The 18316-nt window shown below is 55.3% G+C and carries 12 protein-coding genes; 9 read left to right on the top strand and 3 right to left on the bottom strand.

All coding sequences use genetic code 11. From position 1 onward, the window contains the following. Positions 1–32 precede the first annotated feature (32 nt). On the bottom strand, positions 33–626 hold the full coding sequence (locus AAIG26_RS16200) for a YhgN family NAAT transporter (RefSeq protein ID WP_017459552.1): 594 nt from the start codon (positions 624–626) through the stop codon (positions 33–35). A gap of 172 nt (positions 627–798) precedes the next feature. Here AAIG26_RS16200 and asd point away from each other — a divergent pair, with 172 nt between their 5' ends. The 6 genes from asd (at position 799) to glgP (ending at position 11614) form a co-directional block, all read left to right on the top strand. Beyond that, on the top strand, positions 799–1905 hold the full coding sequence (gene asd, locus AAIG26_RS16195; RefSeq protein WP_020455572.1) for an aspartate-semialdehyde dehydrogenase: 1107 nt from the start codon (positions 799–801) through the stop codon (positions 1903–1905). Between the two features lie 259 nt (positions 1906–2164). Further along, positions 2165–4351 (top strand): 1,4-alpha-glucan branching enzyme, encoded by a 2187-nt coding sequence (gene glgB / locus AAIG26_RS16190; protein WP_045507795.1) that lies wholly within the window; start codon positions 2165–2167, stop codon positions 4349–4351. After that, on the top strand, positions 4348–6324 hold the full coding sequence (gene glgX / locus AAIG26_RS16185) for a glycogen debranching protein GlgX (protein ID WP_343180965.1): 1977 nt from the start codon (positions 4348–4350) through the stop codon (positions 6322–6324). The genes glgB and glgX overlap by 4 nt, the downstream gene beginning before the upstream one ends. 14 nt (positions 6325–6338) lie before the next feature. Further along, positions 6339–7631 (top strand): glucose-1-phosphate adenylyltransferase, encoded by a 1293-nt coding sequence (gene glgC / locus AAIG26_RS16180; protein ID WP_020455569.1) that lies wholly within the window; start codon positions 6339–6341, stop codon positions 7629–7631. An 82-nt stretch (positions 7632–7713) separates the two neighbouring features. Then, the gene (gene glgA, locus AAIG26_RS16175; RefSeq protein ID WP_017459547.1) at positions 7714–9147 is read left to right on the top strand and encodes a glycogen synthase GlgA; all 1434 of its coding nucleotides are present in this window, start codon (positions 7714–7716) and stop codon (positions 9145–9147) included. 19 nt (positions 9148–9166) lie between these two features. Then, positions 9167–11614 carry a glycogen phosphorylase gene (gene glgP / locus AAIG26_RS16170; RefSeq protein WP_020455568.1) on the top strand — a complete coding sequence of 816 codons (2448 nt, stop codon included), beginning with the start codon at positions 9167–9169 and terminating at the stop codon, positions 11612–11614. A 114-nt stretch (positions 11615–11728) separates the two neighbouring features. On the opposite strand, the gene glpD is transcribed toward glgP, so the two are convergent. Then, positions 11729–13234, bottom strand: coding sequence for a glycerol-3-phosphate dehydrogenase (gene glpD / locus AAIG26_RS16165; protein ID WP_020455567.1), 1506 nt, complete (start codon positions 13232–13234; stop codon positions 11729–11731). Between the two features lie 189 nt (positions 13235–13423). Here glpD and glpE point away from each other — a divergent pair, with 189 nt between their 5' ends. The 3 genes from glpE to AAIG26_RS16150 are packed head-to-tail and all read left to right on the top strand — an operon-like array spanning position 13424 to position 15417. Further along, positions 13424–13753 carry a thiosulfate sulfurtransferase GlpE gene (gene glpE / locus AAIG26_RS16160; protein ID WP_017459544.1) on the top strand — a complete coding sequence of 110 codons (330 nt, stop codon included), beginning with the start codon at positions 13424–13426 and terminating at the stop codon, positions 13751–13753. A gap of 57 nt (positions 13754–13810) precedes the next feature. Then, entirely contained in the window at positions 13811–14641 is an 831-nt protein-coding gene (gene glpG, locus AAIG26_RS16155) for a rhomboid family intramembrane serine protease GlpG (protein WP_020455565.1), read from the top strand. A gap of 17 nt (positions 14642–14658) precedes the next feature. Beyond that, positions 14659–15417, top strand: coding sequence for a DeoR/GlpR family transcriptional regulator (locus tag AAIG26_RS16150; RefSeq protein WP_017459542.1), 759 nt, complete (start codon positions 14659–14661; stop codon positions 15415–15417). Positions 15418–15435: 18 nt separating this feature from the next. Here the strand turns inward: AAIG26_RS16150 and malT are convergent, their stop codons facing one another. Further along, positions 15436–18141, bottom strand: coding sequence for an HTH-type transcriptional regulator MalT (gene malT, locus AAIG26_RS16145; protein ID WP_020455564.1), 2706 nt, complete (start codon positions 18139–18141; stop codon positions 15436–15438). Positions 18142–18316: the final 175 nt, after the last annotated feature.

Here is an 18316-nt window from a genome sequence, read left to right as displayed (position 1 = left end):
GCCAACCCTCTCCCGTCGGGAGAGGGTTCGTTTTACCCCTTCATCCACACCCGAATCCCATCCAGGAACATCTGGGTGGCGAGCATCACCAGAATCAGCCCCATCAGCCTTTCCAGTGCGTTAACCCCTTTCTCGCCGAGCAGGCGCAAAAACAGCGACGATTGCAACAAGATAGCCACCGTGCCGCCCCAGGCAATCAGCAGCGCAATCACCAGGTGGCTCATTTGATTCGGATATTGATGGGAAAGCAGCATTAACGTTGCCAGCAGCGTTGGACCTGCCACCAGCGGGATTGCCAGCGGGACGATAAACGGCTCTTCGCCAGCGGGCAGGCCAGAACTGCTGCCGGATTCGCTGGGGAAAATCATCTTAATGGCAATCAGGAACAGAATAATGCCGCCGGAGATAGAAACCGTCTCCGCGCGTAAATTGAGTAGCGCGAGGATTTTTTCCCCGGCGAAGAGAAAGATAAACATCACCAGCAGCGCAATGAGCAGCTCGCGGATCATGATCGCCCGTCGGCGCTTCGGCTCGGTGTGTTTCAGTACCGACATAAAGATGGGCAGGTTGCCCAGGGGATCCATAATCAGGATCAACAACACGGTGGCGGAGATGATATCAGTCATTCACTCTTATCCCTGACGCAGTCGGCAAAATTACAGTAATTAGCTGCATTTCTGATACGTTCGCGATCATTGATTAATTTCACTTGCGACTTTGGCTGCATTTTGTAATGTGGCTATTCCCAGTGGGATACTGGTTCGTATACACAGCACACACCTTCGCAGGAACTTCGCTATGAAAAATGTTGGTTTTATCGGTTGGCGCGGAATGGTCGGCTCCGTTCTCATGCAGCGCATGATTGAAGAGCGCGATTTCGACGCCATTCGCCCTGTCTTCTTTTCCACTTCCCAGTTTGGGCAGGCTGCACCCGCGTTTGGCGGAAGTACAGCAGGCACGCTTCAGGACGCGTTCAATCTGGAAGCGCTGAAGGCACTCGACATCATTGTCACCTGCCAGGGCGGCGATTATACCAACGAAATCTATCCAAAGCTTCGTGAAAGCGGCTGGCAGGGTTACTGGATCGACGCGGCTTCCTCTTTACGCATGAAAGATGACGCCATCATTATCCTCGACCCGGTTAACCAGGCGGTGATCAACGACGGTCTGAACAACGGCGTGAAAACCTTTGTCGGCGGTAACTGCACCGTCAGCCTGATGCTGATGTCGCTCGGCGGGCTGTTTGCCAACGATCTGGTGGAGTGGGTATCCGTTGCCACTTACCAGGCCGCATCCGGCGGCGGCGCGCGCCATATGCGTGAACTGCTGACGCAAATGGGCCAGTTGCACAGCCATGTTGCCGCCGAGCTTGCCGATCCGGCGTCAGCGATTCTGGATATCGAACGTAAAGTGACCGCGCTGACCCGTAGCGGCGAGCTGCCGGTCGATAACTTTGGCGTACCGCTGGCGGGCAGCCTGATCCCATGGATCGACAAACAGCTTGATAACGGCCAGAGCCGCGAAGAGTGGAAAGGCCAGGCTGAAACCAACAAAATTCTCAACACCGCGAATGTGATCCCGGTCGATGGCCTTTGCGTGCGCATCGGCGCGCTGCGCTGCCACAGCCAGGCGTTCACCATCAAGCTAAAAAAAGATGTGTCGATTCCGACTATCGAAGAGCTGCTGGCGGCGCATAACCCGTGGGCGAAAGTGGTGCCAAACGATCGCGAAATCAGCATGCGCGAACTGACGCCTGCCGCCGTCACCGGCACGCTGACCACGCCGGTTGGTCGTCTGCGTAAACTGAACATGGGGCCGGAGTTCCTCTCAGCCTTTACCGTCGGTGACCAGCTGTTATGGGGCGCGGCCGAACCGCTGCGTCGTATGTTGCGCCAACTGGCGTAACAGAGTTCACCACCACAAGGGGCGCTACGGCGCCCCTTTTTTTGTGCTTTTTTGCCAGAAAGAAGCACAGATGTGTTTATTTTCTCAAGTGTTGAAAAGTGTTGGCTATGCTTTAGACAAGGTGTCGGAGCATCTTGCCTGAAGATGGGACGGAGCAGAGAGGATGCACATTTGGTGCTGCGCCGTTCAGGTCAAAAAAGTGTCGCAACCGGACTTACTACGGTGGAAGGTGCGATGCCACAACAACAGGATGAGAACCATGTCCGTTCGTGTTGATAAAGACGTCATTAACGCGCTTATTGCGGGTCATTTTGCTGATCCTTTTTCGGTGCTGGGGATGCACCAGACTGAAGCGGGTCTGGAAGTACGTGCGCTGCTGCCTGATGCCACCGAAGTGTGGGTTATCGAGCCGAAAACCGGGCGCAAAGTGGGAAAACTGGAGTGCCTGGATTCCAGGGGATTCTTTAGCGGCGTGATGCAACGCCGTAAAAATCCTTTTTATTATCAGTTCGCCGTTATCTGGCACGGCCAACAAAATCTGATTGATGATCCTTACCGTTTTGGCCCGTTAATCCAGGATATGGATGCCTGGCTGCTGAGCGAAGGCACGCATATGCGGCCTTACGAAACGCTGGGAGCGCATGCCGATACGGTCGATGGCGTGGTGGGTACCCGTTTCTCCGTCTGGGCGCCAAATGCGCAGCGCGTCTCCGTGGTAGGGCAGTTTAACTACTGGGATGGCCGCCGCCACCCGATGCGCCTGCGTCGGGAAAGTGGTATCTGGGAGCTTTTCATCCCCGGTGCGCTCAATGGGCAGCTCTACAAATTCGAGATGATTGATGCGCAAGGTAAGCTGCGTATCAAAGCTGATCCTTATGCGTTTGAGGCGCAAATGCGGCCCGACAGCGCGTCGCTGATTTGCGGCTTGCCGGGCAAGAAAACGCAGAGCGAAGAACGCAAACGCGCCAATGAATTCGATGCGCCAATCAGTATCTATGAAGTTCATCTGGGCTCCTGGCGTCGTCATACCGACAACAACTTTTGGCTCAGCTACCGCGAGCTGGCGGACCAGCTCGTGCCTTACGCGAAATGGATGGGCTTCACCCATCTTGAGTTGATGCCCGTGAATGAGCATCCGTTCGATGGCAGTTGGGGGTATCAACCTACCGGTTTGTACGCGCCAACCCGCCGCTTTGGTACGCGCGACGATTTCCTGCACTTTATTCACACCGCGCACGCGGCTGGTTTAGGGGTGATCCTCGATTGGGTGCCGGGCCATTTCCCGTCCGATGATTTTGGTCTGGCGGATTTCGACGGCACCAAACTCTACGAGCACAGCGATCCGCGTGAAGGCTATCACCAGGACTGGAACACGCTGATTTACAACTATGGTCGCCGGGAAGTGAGCAACTATCTGGTTGGTAACGCGCTGTACTGGATTGAACGCTTCGGTATTGACGCCCTGCGCGTGGATGCGGTGGCGTCGATGATCTACCGCGACTACAGCCGCAAAGAGGGGGAATGGATCCCCAATGAATACGGTGGTCGTGAGAACCTGGAAGCGATTGAGTTTTTGCGCAATACCAACCGCATTATCGGTGAACAAGCGCCCGGCGCCGTCAGCATGGCGGAAGAGTCTACCGATTTCGCTGGCGTGTCGCGCCCGCCGTCGCTGGGCGGGCTGGGCTTCTGGTACAAATGGAACCTCGGCTGGATGCATGACACGCTGGATTATATGAAGCTTGATCCGGTGTACCGCAAGTACCACCACGACAAGATGACCTTCGGTATTCTCTATAACTACACCGAAAACTTTATCCTGCCGCTTTCCCATGACGAAGTGGTGCACGGCAAGAAATCCATTCTTGATCGTATGCCCGGCGATGCCTGGCAAAAGTTCGCCAATCTGCGCGCCTATTACGCCTGGATGTGGGCGTTCCCCGGTAAAAAGCTGCTGTTTATGGGCAACGAATTTGCGCAGGGGCGCGAGTGGAACCACGATGCCAGCCTCGACTGGCACCTGCTGGAGGGCGGTGATAACTGGCATCACGGCGTGCAGCGTCTGGTGCGCGATTTGAACCAGGTTTATCGCCATCACAAAGCGCTGCACGAGCTGGACTTTGACCCTTACGGTTTTGAATGGCTGGTGGTGGATGATCATGAAGCCTCGGTGTTTGCCTTTGTCCGTCGGGATAAGCAGGGCAATGAAATTATCGTGGTCAGCAACTTTACCCCTGTCCCGCGCCCCGGTTATCGCATTGGTATCAATCAGCCGGGGCGCTGGCGCGAAGAGCTGAACAGCGACTCAATGCATTACCACGGTAGCAACACCGGCAATGGCGGCGTGGTACACAGCGACGCGATCGCCAATCGCGGACGTGAACACTCTCTGCTGTTGACCATACCGCCGCTGGCGACTATCTGGCTGGTGCGGGAGGGCGAATGAGCAAGCTGACGGCCGGAAAAGCGACACCTCACGGCGCACATGTGCAAAGAGACGGCGTGAACTTTACGCTGTTTTCCGCCCATGCAGAGCGCGTGGAGCTGTGCCTGTTCGATGATGAAGGTAATGAACAGCGCGTCGACTTACCTGGCCGCACCGGCAATATCTGGCACGGTTTTCTGGCAGGGGCGAAGCCTGGTTTGCATTATGGCTACCGTGTTCATGGTCCGTGGGAGCCCGCCCGCGGGCACCGTTTTAACCCGGCCAAATTACTGCTCGACCCTTGTGCGCGGCGTGTTGAAGGCGAAACGCTCGACAACCCGTTGTTTCACGGCGGTTATGACGCGCCGGATCCCCACGATAACGCCGCGCTCGGCTTACGCAGCGTAGTGGTGCATGACAACTACGACTGGGAAGAGGATGCGCCGCCGCGCATCCCCTGGGGTAACACCGTTATTTACGAAGCACATGTCAAAGGGCTGACGTGGTTGCACCCGGCGCTGCCGCAGGAAATACGCGGCACCTACAAGGCGCTGGGCCACCCGGTGATGATCAACTGGTTTAAACAACTGGGGATCACTGCGCTGGAATTATTGCCTGTTGCGCATTTTGCCAGCGAGCCGCGCCTGCAGCGGCTGGGGCTGTCTAATTACTGGGGTTATAACCCGCTGGCGCTGTTTGCGCTGGAACCCCGCTACGCCAGTAACCCGGCGCAGGCGATTAATGAGTTTCGCGATGCGGTAAAAGCGCTGCATCGGGCGGGCATCGAAGTGATCCTCGATATCGTCCTCAACCATAGCGCCGAAAGCGATCTCGACGGACCGACTTTTTCCCTGCGCGGTATCGACAACCGAAGTTATTACTGGACTCGTGAGGATGGCGATTACCACAACTGGACCGGCTGCGGTAACACGCTGAATTTGAATAACGCCGATGTGGTGGATTACGCACATGCCTGTCTGCGTTACTGGGTCGAAACCTTTCATGTGGATGGTTTCCGTTTTGATCTGGCCTCGGTGATGGGACGCACCCCGGAATTCAGCCAGCAGGCACCGCTGTTTAACGCCATTAAAAACGACCCGCTGTTACGCGTTCTGAAGCTGATTGCCGAGCCGTGGGATATCGGTCCCGGTGGTTATCAGGTGGGGAACTATCCGCCGCCTTTTGCCGAGTGGAACGATCATTTCCGCGATGCGACGCGCCGTTTCTGGCTCGAACAATCCCTCTCATTAGGGGAGTTCGCCGGGCGCTTTGCCGCTTCCAGCGATGTGTTCAAGCGTGATGGTCGTCTGCCATCGGCCTCGGTCAATCTGATCACCGCGCATGATGGTTTTACGCTGCGGGATTGTGTCTCTTTTGATCATAAACACAACGAAGCCAATGGCGAAGACAACCGCGACGGCACCAACAGTAATCACAGTTTTAACCATGGAACAGAAGGACTCAGTGGCAGCCTTGATGTGATTGAAAGACGGCGTGCGAGCATGCACGCGCTATTAACCACGTTACTGCTTTCGCAAGGCACGCCGATGTTGCTGGCGGGCGACGAAATGGGGCATAGCCAGCACGGCAATAACAATGCTTATTGCCAGGATAACGCATTAACCTGGCTTGACTGGAGCCAGGTGGATAGCGGGCTGGTGACTTTTACCGCCGCGCTTATCCATTTGCGCCAGCGTATTCCTGCGCTCACGCGTGACGCGTGGTGGGAAGAGGGTGACGGCAACGTCGCCTGGTTAAATGACGAAGGGCAACAGCTAACGCCGCAGGCGTGGCAAAACGGGGTGCACCGCTTACAGATCCTGTTATCTGACAGCGTGTTAATCACCCTTAATGCCACCGCAGAAGTTGCAGAAATGGCTTTACCCGCAGGTGAATGGTGCGCCATTCCGCCTTTTGCCGGAGAGGACAATCCGGTCATCGTCTCTGTCTGGCACGGGCCCGCGCATGGAGTGTGCGTATTTCAGCGGTCATAAAAAAGGAGTTAGTCATGGTGAGATTAGATAAGAACGACCCAACAATGCTGGCGCGCCAGTTGCCGCTAAAATCTGTTGCCCTGATCCTGGCGGGCGGCCGGGGGACGCGTCTGAAAGATTTAACCAAAAAACGCGCCAAACCAGCGGTGCACTTCGGTGGCAAGTTCCGCATTATCGACTTCGCGCTTTCCAACTGCATTAACTCCGGCATTCGGCGAATTGGCGTCATCACGCAGTACCAGTCGCATACGCTGATTCAACATATTCAGCGCGGCTGGTCGTTTTTTAATAACGAGATGAATGAGTTTGTCGATCTGCTGCCCGCTCAGCAGCGTGTGCATGGTGAAAACTGGTATCGCGGTACGGCAGATGCCGTCACGCAGAATCTCGACATCATTCGTCGTTATCGTGCGGAGTACATCGTCATCCTGGCGGGCGATCACATCTACAAGCAGGACTACTCGCGCATGCTGATTGACCATGTGGAAAAAGAGGCGCGCTGCACCGTTGCCTGCCTGCCGGTGCCCGTACATGAAGCCACCGCTTTTGGCGTAATGGCCGTTGATGAGAACGACAAAATAATCGACTTCGTAGAGAAACCCGCGTCGCCGCCCTGTATGCCAGGTGACGACAGCAAGGCGCTGGCCAGCATGGGGATCTATATTTTTGATGCGGAGTATCTGTACGACCTGCTGGAGCAGGACGATGAGAATGAAAATTCCAGCCATGATTTTGGTAAGGACATCATTCCGCAGATAGTGAAGTCTGGCATGGCGTATGCGCACCCTTTCCCGTTGTCCTGCGTGCAGTCCGATCCTGATGCTGGCCCATACTGGCGGGATGTCGGCACGCTCGAAGCCTACTGGAAAACGAACCTGGATTTAGCCTCGGTGATGCCGGAACTGGACATGTACGATCAAAATTGGCCTATCCGTACCTATAATCAATCTTTACCCCCGGCGAAATTCGTCCAGGACAGGTCGGGCAGCCACGGCATGACGTTGAACTCGCTGGTTTCCGGCGGTTGCGTTATTTCAGGATCGGTTGTTGTGCAGTCGGTGTTGTTCTACCGCGTGCGCGTCAACTCATTCTGCAATATCGACTCTTCGGTCTTGCTGCCGGAAGTGTGGGTGGGGCGCTCCTGTCGCCTCCATCGCTGCATTATCGACAGAGGCTGTGTGATACCGGAAGGCACGGTGATTGGTGAAAATGCGGAAGAAGATGCGCGTCGCTTTTACCGTTCCGAAGAAGGCATTGTGTTGGTCACACGAGAAATGTTGCGCAAATTAAAAGCTGAAAGCATCTGATTATAACCTTGCGCGGAAGGGGTCCGCGCGCTGTTTCCCCCTTTCTGGCGTCAAGGCCAACGGGTTTTGAACAGGAGCGATAATGCAGGTTTTACATGTATGTTCTGAGATGTTTCCGTTGCTGAAGACCGGGGGTCTGGCAGACGTGATTGGCGCGTTGCCTGCGGCACAAATTGCCGGTGGTGTTGATACTCGCGTTCTGTTACCTGCGTTCCCTGATATTCGTCGTGGCGTGAGCGATGCGAAAGTGGTGTCCCGGCGTGAGACGTTTGCCGGCCACATTTCGCTGTTATTCGGTCACTTCAACGGGGTGGGGATTTACATGATCGATGCGCCGCATCTGTACGATCGGCCCGGGAGTCCCTATCACGACACGAATTTGTTCGCCTATACCGACAACGTACTACGTTTTGCGTTACTCGGTTGGGTCGGCAGCGAAATGGCCAGCGGACTTGATCCATTCTGGCGCCCGGATGTGGTGCACGCGCACGACTGGCATGCAGGGTTGGCACCGGCGTACCTCGCGGCGAAGGGGCATCCGGCCAAGTCGGTGTTTACGGTGCATAACCTTGCCTATCAGGGCATGTTTTATGCACAGCATATGAATGACATCGAACTGCCATTGTCGTTCTTTAATATGCACGGGCTGGAGTTCAACGGACAGATTTCGTTTCTCAAGGCGGGGTTGTATTACGCGGACCATATTACCGCCGTCAGCCCGACGTACGCGCGTGAGATCACCGAACCGCAGTTCGCCTATGGCATGGAAGGGTTGTTGCGCCAGCGCCAGCAGGAAGGTCGCCTGAGCGGCATCCTCAATGGCGTGGATGAAAAAATTTGGGATCCGGCCACCGATTTGCTGCTCGGTGCGCGCTACACGCGCGATACGCTGGAAGAAAAAGCGGAAAACAAACGCCAGCTGCAAGTGGCGATGGGGCTGAAAGTGAACGACAAAGTCCCGTTGTTTGCGGTGGTGAGCCGCCTGACCAGCCAGAAAGGGCTGGATCTGGTGCTCGAAGCCTTGCCTGGGCTGCTGGAGCAGGGCGGTCAACTGGCGCTGCTCGGCGCGGGCGATCCGGTATTGCAGGAAGGGTTCCTCGCCGCCGCCGCGGAACACTCCGGGCAGGTGGGGGTGCAGATTGGTTACCACGAAGCGTTCTCGCACCGCATTATGGGCGGGGCGGATGTGATTCTGGTGCCGAGCCGCTTTGAACCCTGCGGCCTGACGCAATTGTATGGCCTCAAGTACGGCACGCTGCCATTAGTGCGCCGCACGGGCGGGCTGGCGGATACGGTTTCCGACAGCTCGCTGGAAAACCTGGCGGATGGCGTCGCCAGCGGTTTTGTGTTTGAAGATAGTAATGCCTGGTCGCTGCTTAGGGCCATCAGGCGTGCTTTCGTGTTGTGGTCCCGTCCATCGCTTTGGCGTTTTGTGCAACGTCAGGCGATGGCGATGGATTTTAGCTGGCAGGTCGCCGCGCAGTCATACCGCGATCTTTACTTTCGGTTGAAATAGTTTTCCAGGAATCACTTATATGAATGCACCTTTTACTTATGCTTCACCTACGTTAAGTATTGAGGCGTTAAAACATTCGATTGCCTACAAACTGATGTTCACCATCGGTAAAGATCCGGCTGTCGCCAATCGCCACGAATGGCTGAACGCCACGCTGTTTGCCGTGCGCGATCGGCTGGTGGAGCGCTGGCTGCGTTCCACCCGTGCGCAGCTCTCTCAGGAAGTGCGCCAGGTTTACTACTTGTCGATGGAGTTTCTGATTGGCCGCACCCTTTCTAACGCCTTGCTCTCACTCGGTATCTATGACGATGTGAAGAATGCGCTGGATGAAATGGGGTTCGATCTTGAAGAGCTGATTGATGAAGAGAACGACCCCGGCCTTGGTAACGGTGGGCTGGGTCGACTGGCGGCCTGCTTCCTGGATTCGCTGGCGACGCTCGGATTGCCCGGCCGCGGCTACGGCATTCGTTACGACTACGGGATGTTCAAACAGAACATCGTCGACGGGCGGCAGAAAGAGTCGCCGGATTACTGGCTGGAGTACGGCAACCCGTGGGAGTTTAAACGCCACAACACGCGCTACAAAGTGCGGTTTGGTGGGCGCATTCAGCAGGAAGGCAGAAAGAGCCGCTGGGTTGAAACCGAAGAGATCCTGGCGGTTGCCTACGATCAGATTATCCCTGGCTACGATACCGACGCGACTAACACGCTGCGTTTGTGGAACGCGCAGGCGAGTAGCGAAATCAACCTCGGCAAATTCAACCAGGGTGACTACTTTGCCGCCGTGGAGGATAAAAACCACTCGGAAAACGTCTCCCGCGTCCTCTACCCGGATGATTCAACCTACTCCGGTCGTGAGTTGCGTCTGCGTCAGGAGTACTTCCTGGTCTCCGCGACGGTGCAGGATATCCTCAGCCGCCACTATCAGTTGCACCAGACTTTTAGCAATCTGGCAGATAAAATCGCCATTCACCTTAACGACACCCACCCGGTGCTGTCGATTCCTGAGCTGATGCGTCTGCTCATTGACGAACATAAATTCGAATGGGATGACGCCTTTGAGGTGACCTGTCAGGTCTTCTCTTACACCAACCACACGCTGATGAGTGAGGCGCTGGAGACCTGGCCGGTGGATATGCTGGGTAAAATTTTGCCGCGCCATCTGCAAATCATCTTTGAAATTAATGATTATTTCCTCAAAACCTTGCAGGAGCAGCATCCGAATAACACCGATTTGTTGAGCCGCACATCGATTATTGACGAAGCCAGCGGACGACGGGTGCGTATGGCCTGGCTGGCGGTGGTGGTGAGCCATAAAGTGAATGGCGTTTCCGAGCTGCATTCCAATTTAATGGTGCAGTCGCTGTTTGCCGATTTCGCAGAAATCTTCCCGATGCGTTTTCTCAACGTCACTAACGGCGTGACGCCGCGGCGCTGGCTGGCGCTGGCGAACCCGTCGCTTTCGCATGTGCTGGATGAAAATATTGGCCGCACATGGCGTACCGATCTCAGTCAGTTGAGCGAGCTGGAGCAGCATATTGATTACCCGACGGTGAACCAGGCGGTGCGCCAGGCGAAGCTGGAGAATAAAAAGCGGCTGGCGGTCGTTATCGCCCAGCAACTTAATGTGGTAGTGAACCCGAAAGCGCTGTTCGATGTGCAGATCAAACGCATTCATGAATATAAGCGCCAGCTAATGAACGTGTTGCACGTTATTGTTCGCTATAACCGCATCAAGGCCGATCCCACGGCGCAGTGGGTGCCGCGCGTCAATATCTTCGCCGGCAAGGCCGCGTCTGCTTACTACATGGCGAAACATATTATCCATCTGATCAACGATGTCGCGCAGGTGATCAACAACGATCCGCAGATTGGTGACAAACTGAAAGTGGTCTTTATCCCCAATTACAGCGTCAGTCTCGCGCAGGTTATTATTCCGGCGGCGGATCTTTCCGAGCAGATTTCACTGGCGGGCACGGAAGCATCCGGCACCAGCAATATGAAGTTTGCCCTCAACGGCGCGCTGACGATTGGCACGCTGGATGGCGCGAATGTTGAGATGCAAGAGCACGTTGGCGAAGAGAATATCTTTATCTTCGGTAACACGGCGGATGAAGTCGAAGCGCTGCGGCGCAAGGGCTATAAGCCGCGTGAATACTACGAGAAAGATGAAGAGTTGCATCAGGTGCTGACGCAAATCGCCACTGGCTTATTCAGCCCGCAGGAACCCGGGCGCTACCGCGATCTCGTCGATTCCTTGATCAACTTTGGCGACCATTATCAGGTACTGGCAGATTTCCGAAGCTATATCGACTGCCAGGAAAAAGTGGATGAGCTTTATCGACACCCGGAAGAGTGGACTAATAAAGCGATGCGCAACATCGCCAATATGGGGTACTTTTCATCGGATCGCACCATTCAGGAATATGCTGATTATATCTGGCATATCAAACCGGTTCGGCTGTAATAAAAAACCTCTCCCGGTTGGGAGAGGTTTCTTCTCTCGCAATGCCACTCTCCCGGTTGGGAAAGGTTTCTTCTCTTGCGATGCCGCTCTCCCGGTGGGGAGAAGCGGATTCTGTTACGACGCCAGCGACAGTTCCGTTTTATGATGACGCGTTAACCATTGCGCCACGCGCGACTGCTCTTCCGCATTCAGCCACATGCCGAGTTTGGTGCGACGCCAGATCGCGTCGTCCAGGCGTCTGACCCATTCGTGTTCGACCAGGTAACGCAATTCGGCTTCATACAGTTCGTGGCCGAAATGCTCGCCTAACGCTTCCAGGCTGGTGGCATTCGCCAGTATCAGTTCGCTGTTGCTGCCGTAAGTGCGGGCATAGTGGCGCGCCAGCGATTCGCTGATAAACGGATAACGGCGGCGCAATTTGGCGGCGTAATCATCGCGGTCGCCTGCAATATCCCCGCCTGGTAACACACAGCTTTTTGTCCATGCCGGACCAATACCTTTGTAGTACGGCGTCAGTTTTTCCAGCGCATGTTCGGCCAGCTTGCGGTAAGTGGTCAACTTGCCGCCAAACACGGAGAGCAGCGGTGCTTTGCCGTTTTCGTCGTGGATATCCAGCGTGTAGTCACGCGTGATAGCCTGCGGCGAATCGGATTCGTCATCGCACAGCGGGCGTACGCCGGAGTAAGTCCACACAATATCCTCGCGGCTTAGCTGTTTCTTGAAGTGACCGTTATAGACTTTCAGCAGGTAATTGATCTCGTTTTCGTCGATCTCCACGTGCTTCGGATCGCCTTTATACTCCACGTCCGTGGTGCCGATAATCGAAAACTCATCCATCCACGGAATCACAAAGACAATACGCTTATCTTCGTTTTGCAGGATATACGCCTGTTTTTGCGCGTGTGCTCGCGGCACCACAATATGGCTGCCTTTGATCAGACGGATGCCGTAAGGGGATGGCAGATGCATACCGTCATCAAAGAACTCTTTCACCCACGGGCCGGTGGCGTTAACCAGACCGCGCGCCTGCCAGCTAAATTTTTCTCCGGTGTCGATATCTTCCGCTTCAACAATCCACATGCCATTTTCACGGCGTGCGCTGGTGGCGCGGGTGCGGGTCATCACTTTACCGCCTTTTTGTTCCACCATCTGCGCATTGGCGAGTACCAGACGCGCATCGTCCACCCAACAGTCAGAATATTCGAAACCGCGCACGATTTCCGGTTTCAGCACCGATTCTGCGCCAAAACGCAAACCGCGCGATGCAGGCAAACTGGTGCGTTTACCCAGATGATCGTACATAAACAGACCAATACGAATCATCCACGCCGGGCGCAGGTGCGGGCGGTGCGGCAGACGAAAACGCATCGGGAAAGCGATGTGTGGTGCCATTTTCAGCAGCACTTCGCGTTCGGCCAGCGCTTCGCTCACCAGGCGGAATTCGTAGTGTTCAAGGTAGCGCAGGCCGCCGTGAATCAATTTGGAGCTGTTGCTGGATGTCGCGCAGGCGAGATCCTGTGCTTCCAGCATCAGCACGGACAAACCACGCCCTGCGGCGTCAACCGCGATACCGGCACCATTAATGCCCCCGCCTATCACAATCAGATCTTTGGTTTCCATGCTGTCCTCATGCACTTTCGTTATAGCTCAAAAATGTTCGATATCGCTCATAATAGCAAAGGAACGCGCTTTTGGTAACATCAAAAAAACAATTTAGAGTGATATGCATAACATAATGGCGCTAACCCGCTGTCACGACGTACACTTGACGGCAGGATAGCCATTAACTGTGTCAATTAAGAGAACGTCATGGATCACTTTGAGTGTATTAACGTAGAAGAAGCCCACCAAAAATTGCACCAGCAGCAGGCCGTGCTGGTGGATATTCGCGACCCGCAGAGCTTTGCGATGGGGCATACGCCAGGCGCGTTTCATCTCACCAACGACACGCTGGGCGCGTTTATGCGTGATAACGACTTCGAAACGCCGGTGATGGTGATGTGCTATCACGGCAACAGCAGTAAAGGCGCTGCGCAATATTTATTGCAGCAGGGCTACGATCAGGTCTATAGCGTGGACGGCGGTTTCGACGCCTGGCATCGCCACTTTCCGTCTGAAGTGATGCACGGCGCGCTGTAGGCATTGCGCTCGTCTTCGGTATACTGTCTTTTTTGTAGGGACTAAACGACGCCTGCCATGTTGATGATTACCTCTTTTTCCAACCCTCGCGTCGCCCAGGCGTTTGTTGACTATATGCAGACCCAGGGTGTGATCCTCACCCTTCAACACCATCAGCAAAGCGATGTCTGGCTGGCAGATGAAAGCCAGGCGGAGCGCGTGCGCAGCGAACTGGCGCGTTTTATGGAAAACCCCGGCGACCCGCGTTATCTGGCGGCGAGCTGGCAATCAGGGCAAATCGATAGCGGCTTGCACTATCGCCGCTTTCCGCTGCGGGCGGCGCTGCGTGAGCGCGGCGGGCCATTAACGTTGCTGATGTCGGCGCTGTGCATCGTGGTGTTTGTGATGATGAGCATCATCGGCGATCAAACGGTCATGATGTGGCTTGCCTGGCCGTGGGACGCAAGCGTGCAGTTTGAAGTCTGGCGCTACTTTACCCATGCGGTAATGCACTTTTCGCTGGTGCATATCATCTTCAACCTTTTCTGGTGGTGGTATCTTGGCGGCGTGGTTGAAAAACGTCTGGGCACCGGAAAACTGGTGGTCATCACCCTCATTAGCGCTTTATTGAGCGGTTTTGTGCAGCACCAGCTTACTGGTCCGTGGTTTGGCGGCTTATCCGGCGTGGTTTATGCGCTGATTGGCTATGTCTGGCTGCGCGGTTTACGTGACCCGGAATCGCAGATTGCGTTACCTAACGGATTGTTTATCTTCACCGTTGTGCTGATGGTGGCGGAGTGGTTCGGTTTGACCGGTTTCGCGATTGCTAACGGCGCGCACACGGCGGGGATGGTGATTGGGCTGGCAATGGCGCTGGTCGACACGAAAAATGTGCGAAAACGAACATAATTATCCAGGGACAATTCATGAAACAAACACAGCGTCATGACGCAATTATTGAACTGGTTAAACAGCAGGGATACGTCAGTACCGAAGAGTTAGTCGAGCAATTTTCCGTTAGTCCACAAACGATTCGCCGCGATCTGAACGATCTGGCGGATCAAAATAAAATTTTGCGTCATCACGGCGGCGCGGCGCTGCCATCAAGCTCGGAAAACACCTCCTGGCACGATCGCAAAGCGACACAAACGGCGGAAAAAGAGCGTATCGCCCGCAAAGTGGCGGAACAGATTCCCAACGGCGCCACGCTGTTTATTGATATCGGCACCACGCCGGAAGCCGTCGCCCATGCGCTGCTCAACCACAGCGATTTACGCATCGTCACCAACAACCTGAACGTCGCCAATACATTAATGAAAAAAGACGATTTCCGGGTAATTCTGGCGGGCGGTGAGTTACGCAGCCGGGACGGTGGGATTGTGGGCGAGGCGACGCTCGATTTTATCTCTCAATTCCGCCTCGATTTCGGCATCCTCGGCATTAGCGGCATCGATGCCGATGGCTCATTGCTGGAGTTTGATTACCATGAAGTGCGCACCAAACGGGCGATTATTGAAAACTCGCGCCATGTGATGCTGGTGGTGGATCACTCGAAGTTTGGCCGCAACGCGATGGTCAATATGGGCAGTATTAGCATGGTGGACGCGGTTTACACCGATACCATGCCACCCGCCAGCGTGGTGCAGGTGATTACCAGCAACAACGTGCAACTGGAGCTGTGCTAAACCGCCTTGCGGCGGTTTTTACACCCCGTAGCCCATGATCTTCAGTAACTGCTGCGCATGCTGAACCGCATCCTGGCGATGGGCGACGCCGAGTTTCTGATAGAGATTGCGGATATGGGTTTTAATGGTCGTCGCCGCGACAGCCAGTTCGCCCGCAATCTGTTCATTACTGTAGCCAGAATAAATCAGCCCCAGCACCTGCCATTCGCGCTGGGTCAGCGGGCTGGTGCGGATCAATTCCGGTACTTCCGGGTGAGTTAGCAGCCGTTCGACAAAGTTCTCATCAAAATGCGCGAATTTATGCCGATGATGCTGATTAATGTCGCGCAGAATGCGCTGGGCGCGGTGCTGATCCAGCTCCGGCAGCGTGTTGAGCTGAATTAACTGACGCAACTGCTGCGCCATCGCTTCACCTTCAATCACGAAGTGGCTGATAAATCCGGTGCGATTAGCCAGTTGTAAGGCCTCCAGCAACACCCGCTGCGCGTCATTTTTACGTCCCGCCTGCCAGTAAAGCTGGTTCAACAGCAACAGGTTACGGTTGATATCACTCATCAGACGCAGGCTGCGCGCGTTTTCGTTTAGCTCTTCAAGCACCATCTCAGCCGGGTCGAAATCACCAAGCAGGATTTGCGCGCGGGCAATATTACGCCACTGGCTTTGCAGGAAGTGGTTATTGGCAAATTCTGGTTTAGGCGTCTGGCGCAGCCACTGAGCCGCCGCTTTTTTATCGCCGGTCATTTGCCAGTAGATCACCCGCACTTTGTCGGCGTTCGACACCCAGTCGCTATGGTACTGACCATTGCCGAGCAAGTTTTCCAGCCGGTGCAGGTGACTACGGGCATTATCGAGATCGCCACGCGCCAGCGAGTTTTGCACCAGCAACGCCAGACACTGCAACTGCTGCTGCGGTTGCAGGGCAGAAAGCACCTCCATGCCCTGGCGTGCCGCCGCTTCGGACTCGTCCAGCCGCGCCCACGCCCACAACAGTTGCGCGCGGATGCGCAGTAAAAATTCATGCATCGGCAGTTGTTCAAGATGCTGCTCACGGATAAGCGTGAAAGCCTTCTCTTGCATCTCCCAGGCCGCTTGCAGGAAGCCCTGGGCGAACAGAATTTCGCTTTGCTGAATAAGGCTCCACAACGCGTAGTGCCAGACATCGTGGCGACGCGCCATCTGCTCGGTTTGCTGCATAACCGACAGCGAATTAGTTAACTCGCCTTTGCAGTGCAGCACTTCGCCGTGAACCGAGGTGGCCACAATGCGGCTGTAGTAATTTGCCAGCGGCAACTCTTCGAGCGCCACCATCGCCAGCCGTTCGGCTTCCACCGGATCACCATCGTTGATAGCGACCTGCGCGCGCAACGCGTTGAAATCGCCATGCAGCGAGGCGTCCATTTGCGTGGTCATCTCCTGTTCGGCGCGCGCCAGCAGGGTGTTCACTTCGCTGTAGCGGTGCTGGCTTTGCATCAGCCAGGCTTGTAACAGCACCAGGCGAGGGTTTTCCAGCAGGCTTTCCCACGGCAGCGCTTTCAGCGACTCTTCCAGCACGCTCAGCTCGCTGTGGTTGAATAGCCCCCAGGCGTGATGCAGCAGAATATCGCGCAGCATAATGCCATCGCCCGCCGCCAGCGCATGGTGAATAGCTTCGCTCGGGAAGCCTTGCGCCATCCAGCTTTCCGCCGCCGCGCGGTGAATATCCGGTAACTCTGTCGCCAGTTCCCACTGGCAGCGCTGGCGCAGGAAGTTGCCAAACAGCGGATGGTAGCTAAACCATTCGCCGGAATCGTCCATCCGTTGCAGGAACAGGCCCTGGCGCTCAATCTCTTCCAGCCGCATCTGCCCGTTCTCTTCGCCGGTCACGCGCACAATCAGCGCATCGTTCATCGAACGCAGCAGCGCGCTTTTCAGCAGGAAATGACGGGTATCAACATCGACATTATCCAGCACTTCATCAACCAGATAATCCGAAAGATGGCTGGCGTTAATACCCGCCAGACGGCGCGCAGACTGGTGCGGTGCGCTGTGATTTTGCCGGGCAGAAAGCGCGATAAGCTGGAGCGCTGTTGCCCAACCGGCCACGTCGTCACACAGGCGGCTGCTCTCTGCCGCTTCAATAGGTGAGGTCAGGCGACAGTCAAAGAACTGTTTGGCTTCCTGGTGGGTAAAGGCAAGCTGGTGGCTGCCAATTTCCAGCAACTGCTCGCGCACACGAAGATTCGCGATGCCTAACTGCGGCAAGTTGCGCGACAGCACAATCAGCGTCAGGTTTTCTGGCTGATGGCGTAAGAAAAAGCGCATCGCATCGTGAATGACCGGGTTGGTGACGAGATGGTAATCATCAATCACCAGATACAATGGGCGCTGCCATTCGGTCAGCTCAATAAACAGCTGTGAAAAGAGTGACGGCAGGCTGGCGTACTGGCGCTTTTGCGCCATCACTTCACTGCTGACGCAATGCCCGCCCGTCGCCTGCTGGACGGCGGCGATAAAATAACTGGCAAAGCGTTCTTGCTGGTTGTCTCCTTCATCCAGCGAATACCAGCCAACGTCGTTCTTACCTGCCGCCCACTGCGAAATGAGCGTGGTTTTGCCGTAACCCGCAGGGCTGGTTACCAGCGCAAGCCGATAATTGTTGGCGCCGGAAAGTTTAGCCAGCAGCCGTTCCCGCACCACCGTGTGGTCGAGACGAACCGGGCGACTTAATTTGGACGGAATCAACATAGTTATCACTTCACTGTGCGAAAAACGGAGGGGACGATTTTTTTTGCGCTTCGTAATTAATAGTAATAAGGTCGGCCAGATGAAGAAATATTGCAAGTTATGTCCGAATCTGGCGATTGTGAATTTGCACCATGTCACATTTCTATTTATGTCGTGAATAAAGAAAGCACAATAA

Source organism: Kosakonia sp. PSU_27, from assembly GCF_039409795.1.
Taxonomy (GTDB): Bacteria; Pseudomonadota; Gammaproteobacteria; order Enterobacterales; family Enterobacteriaceae; genus Kosakonia.
This window is presented reverse-complemented; position numbering and strand designations above follow the sequence as displayed.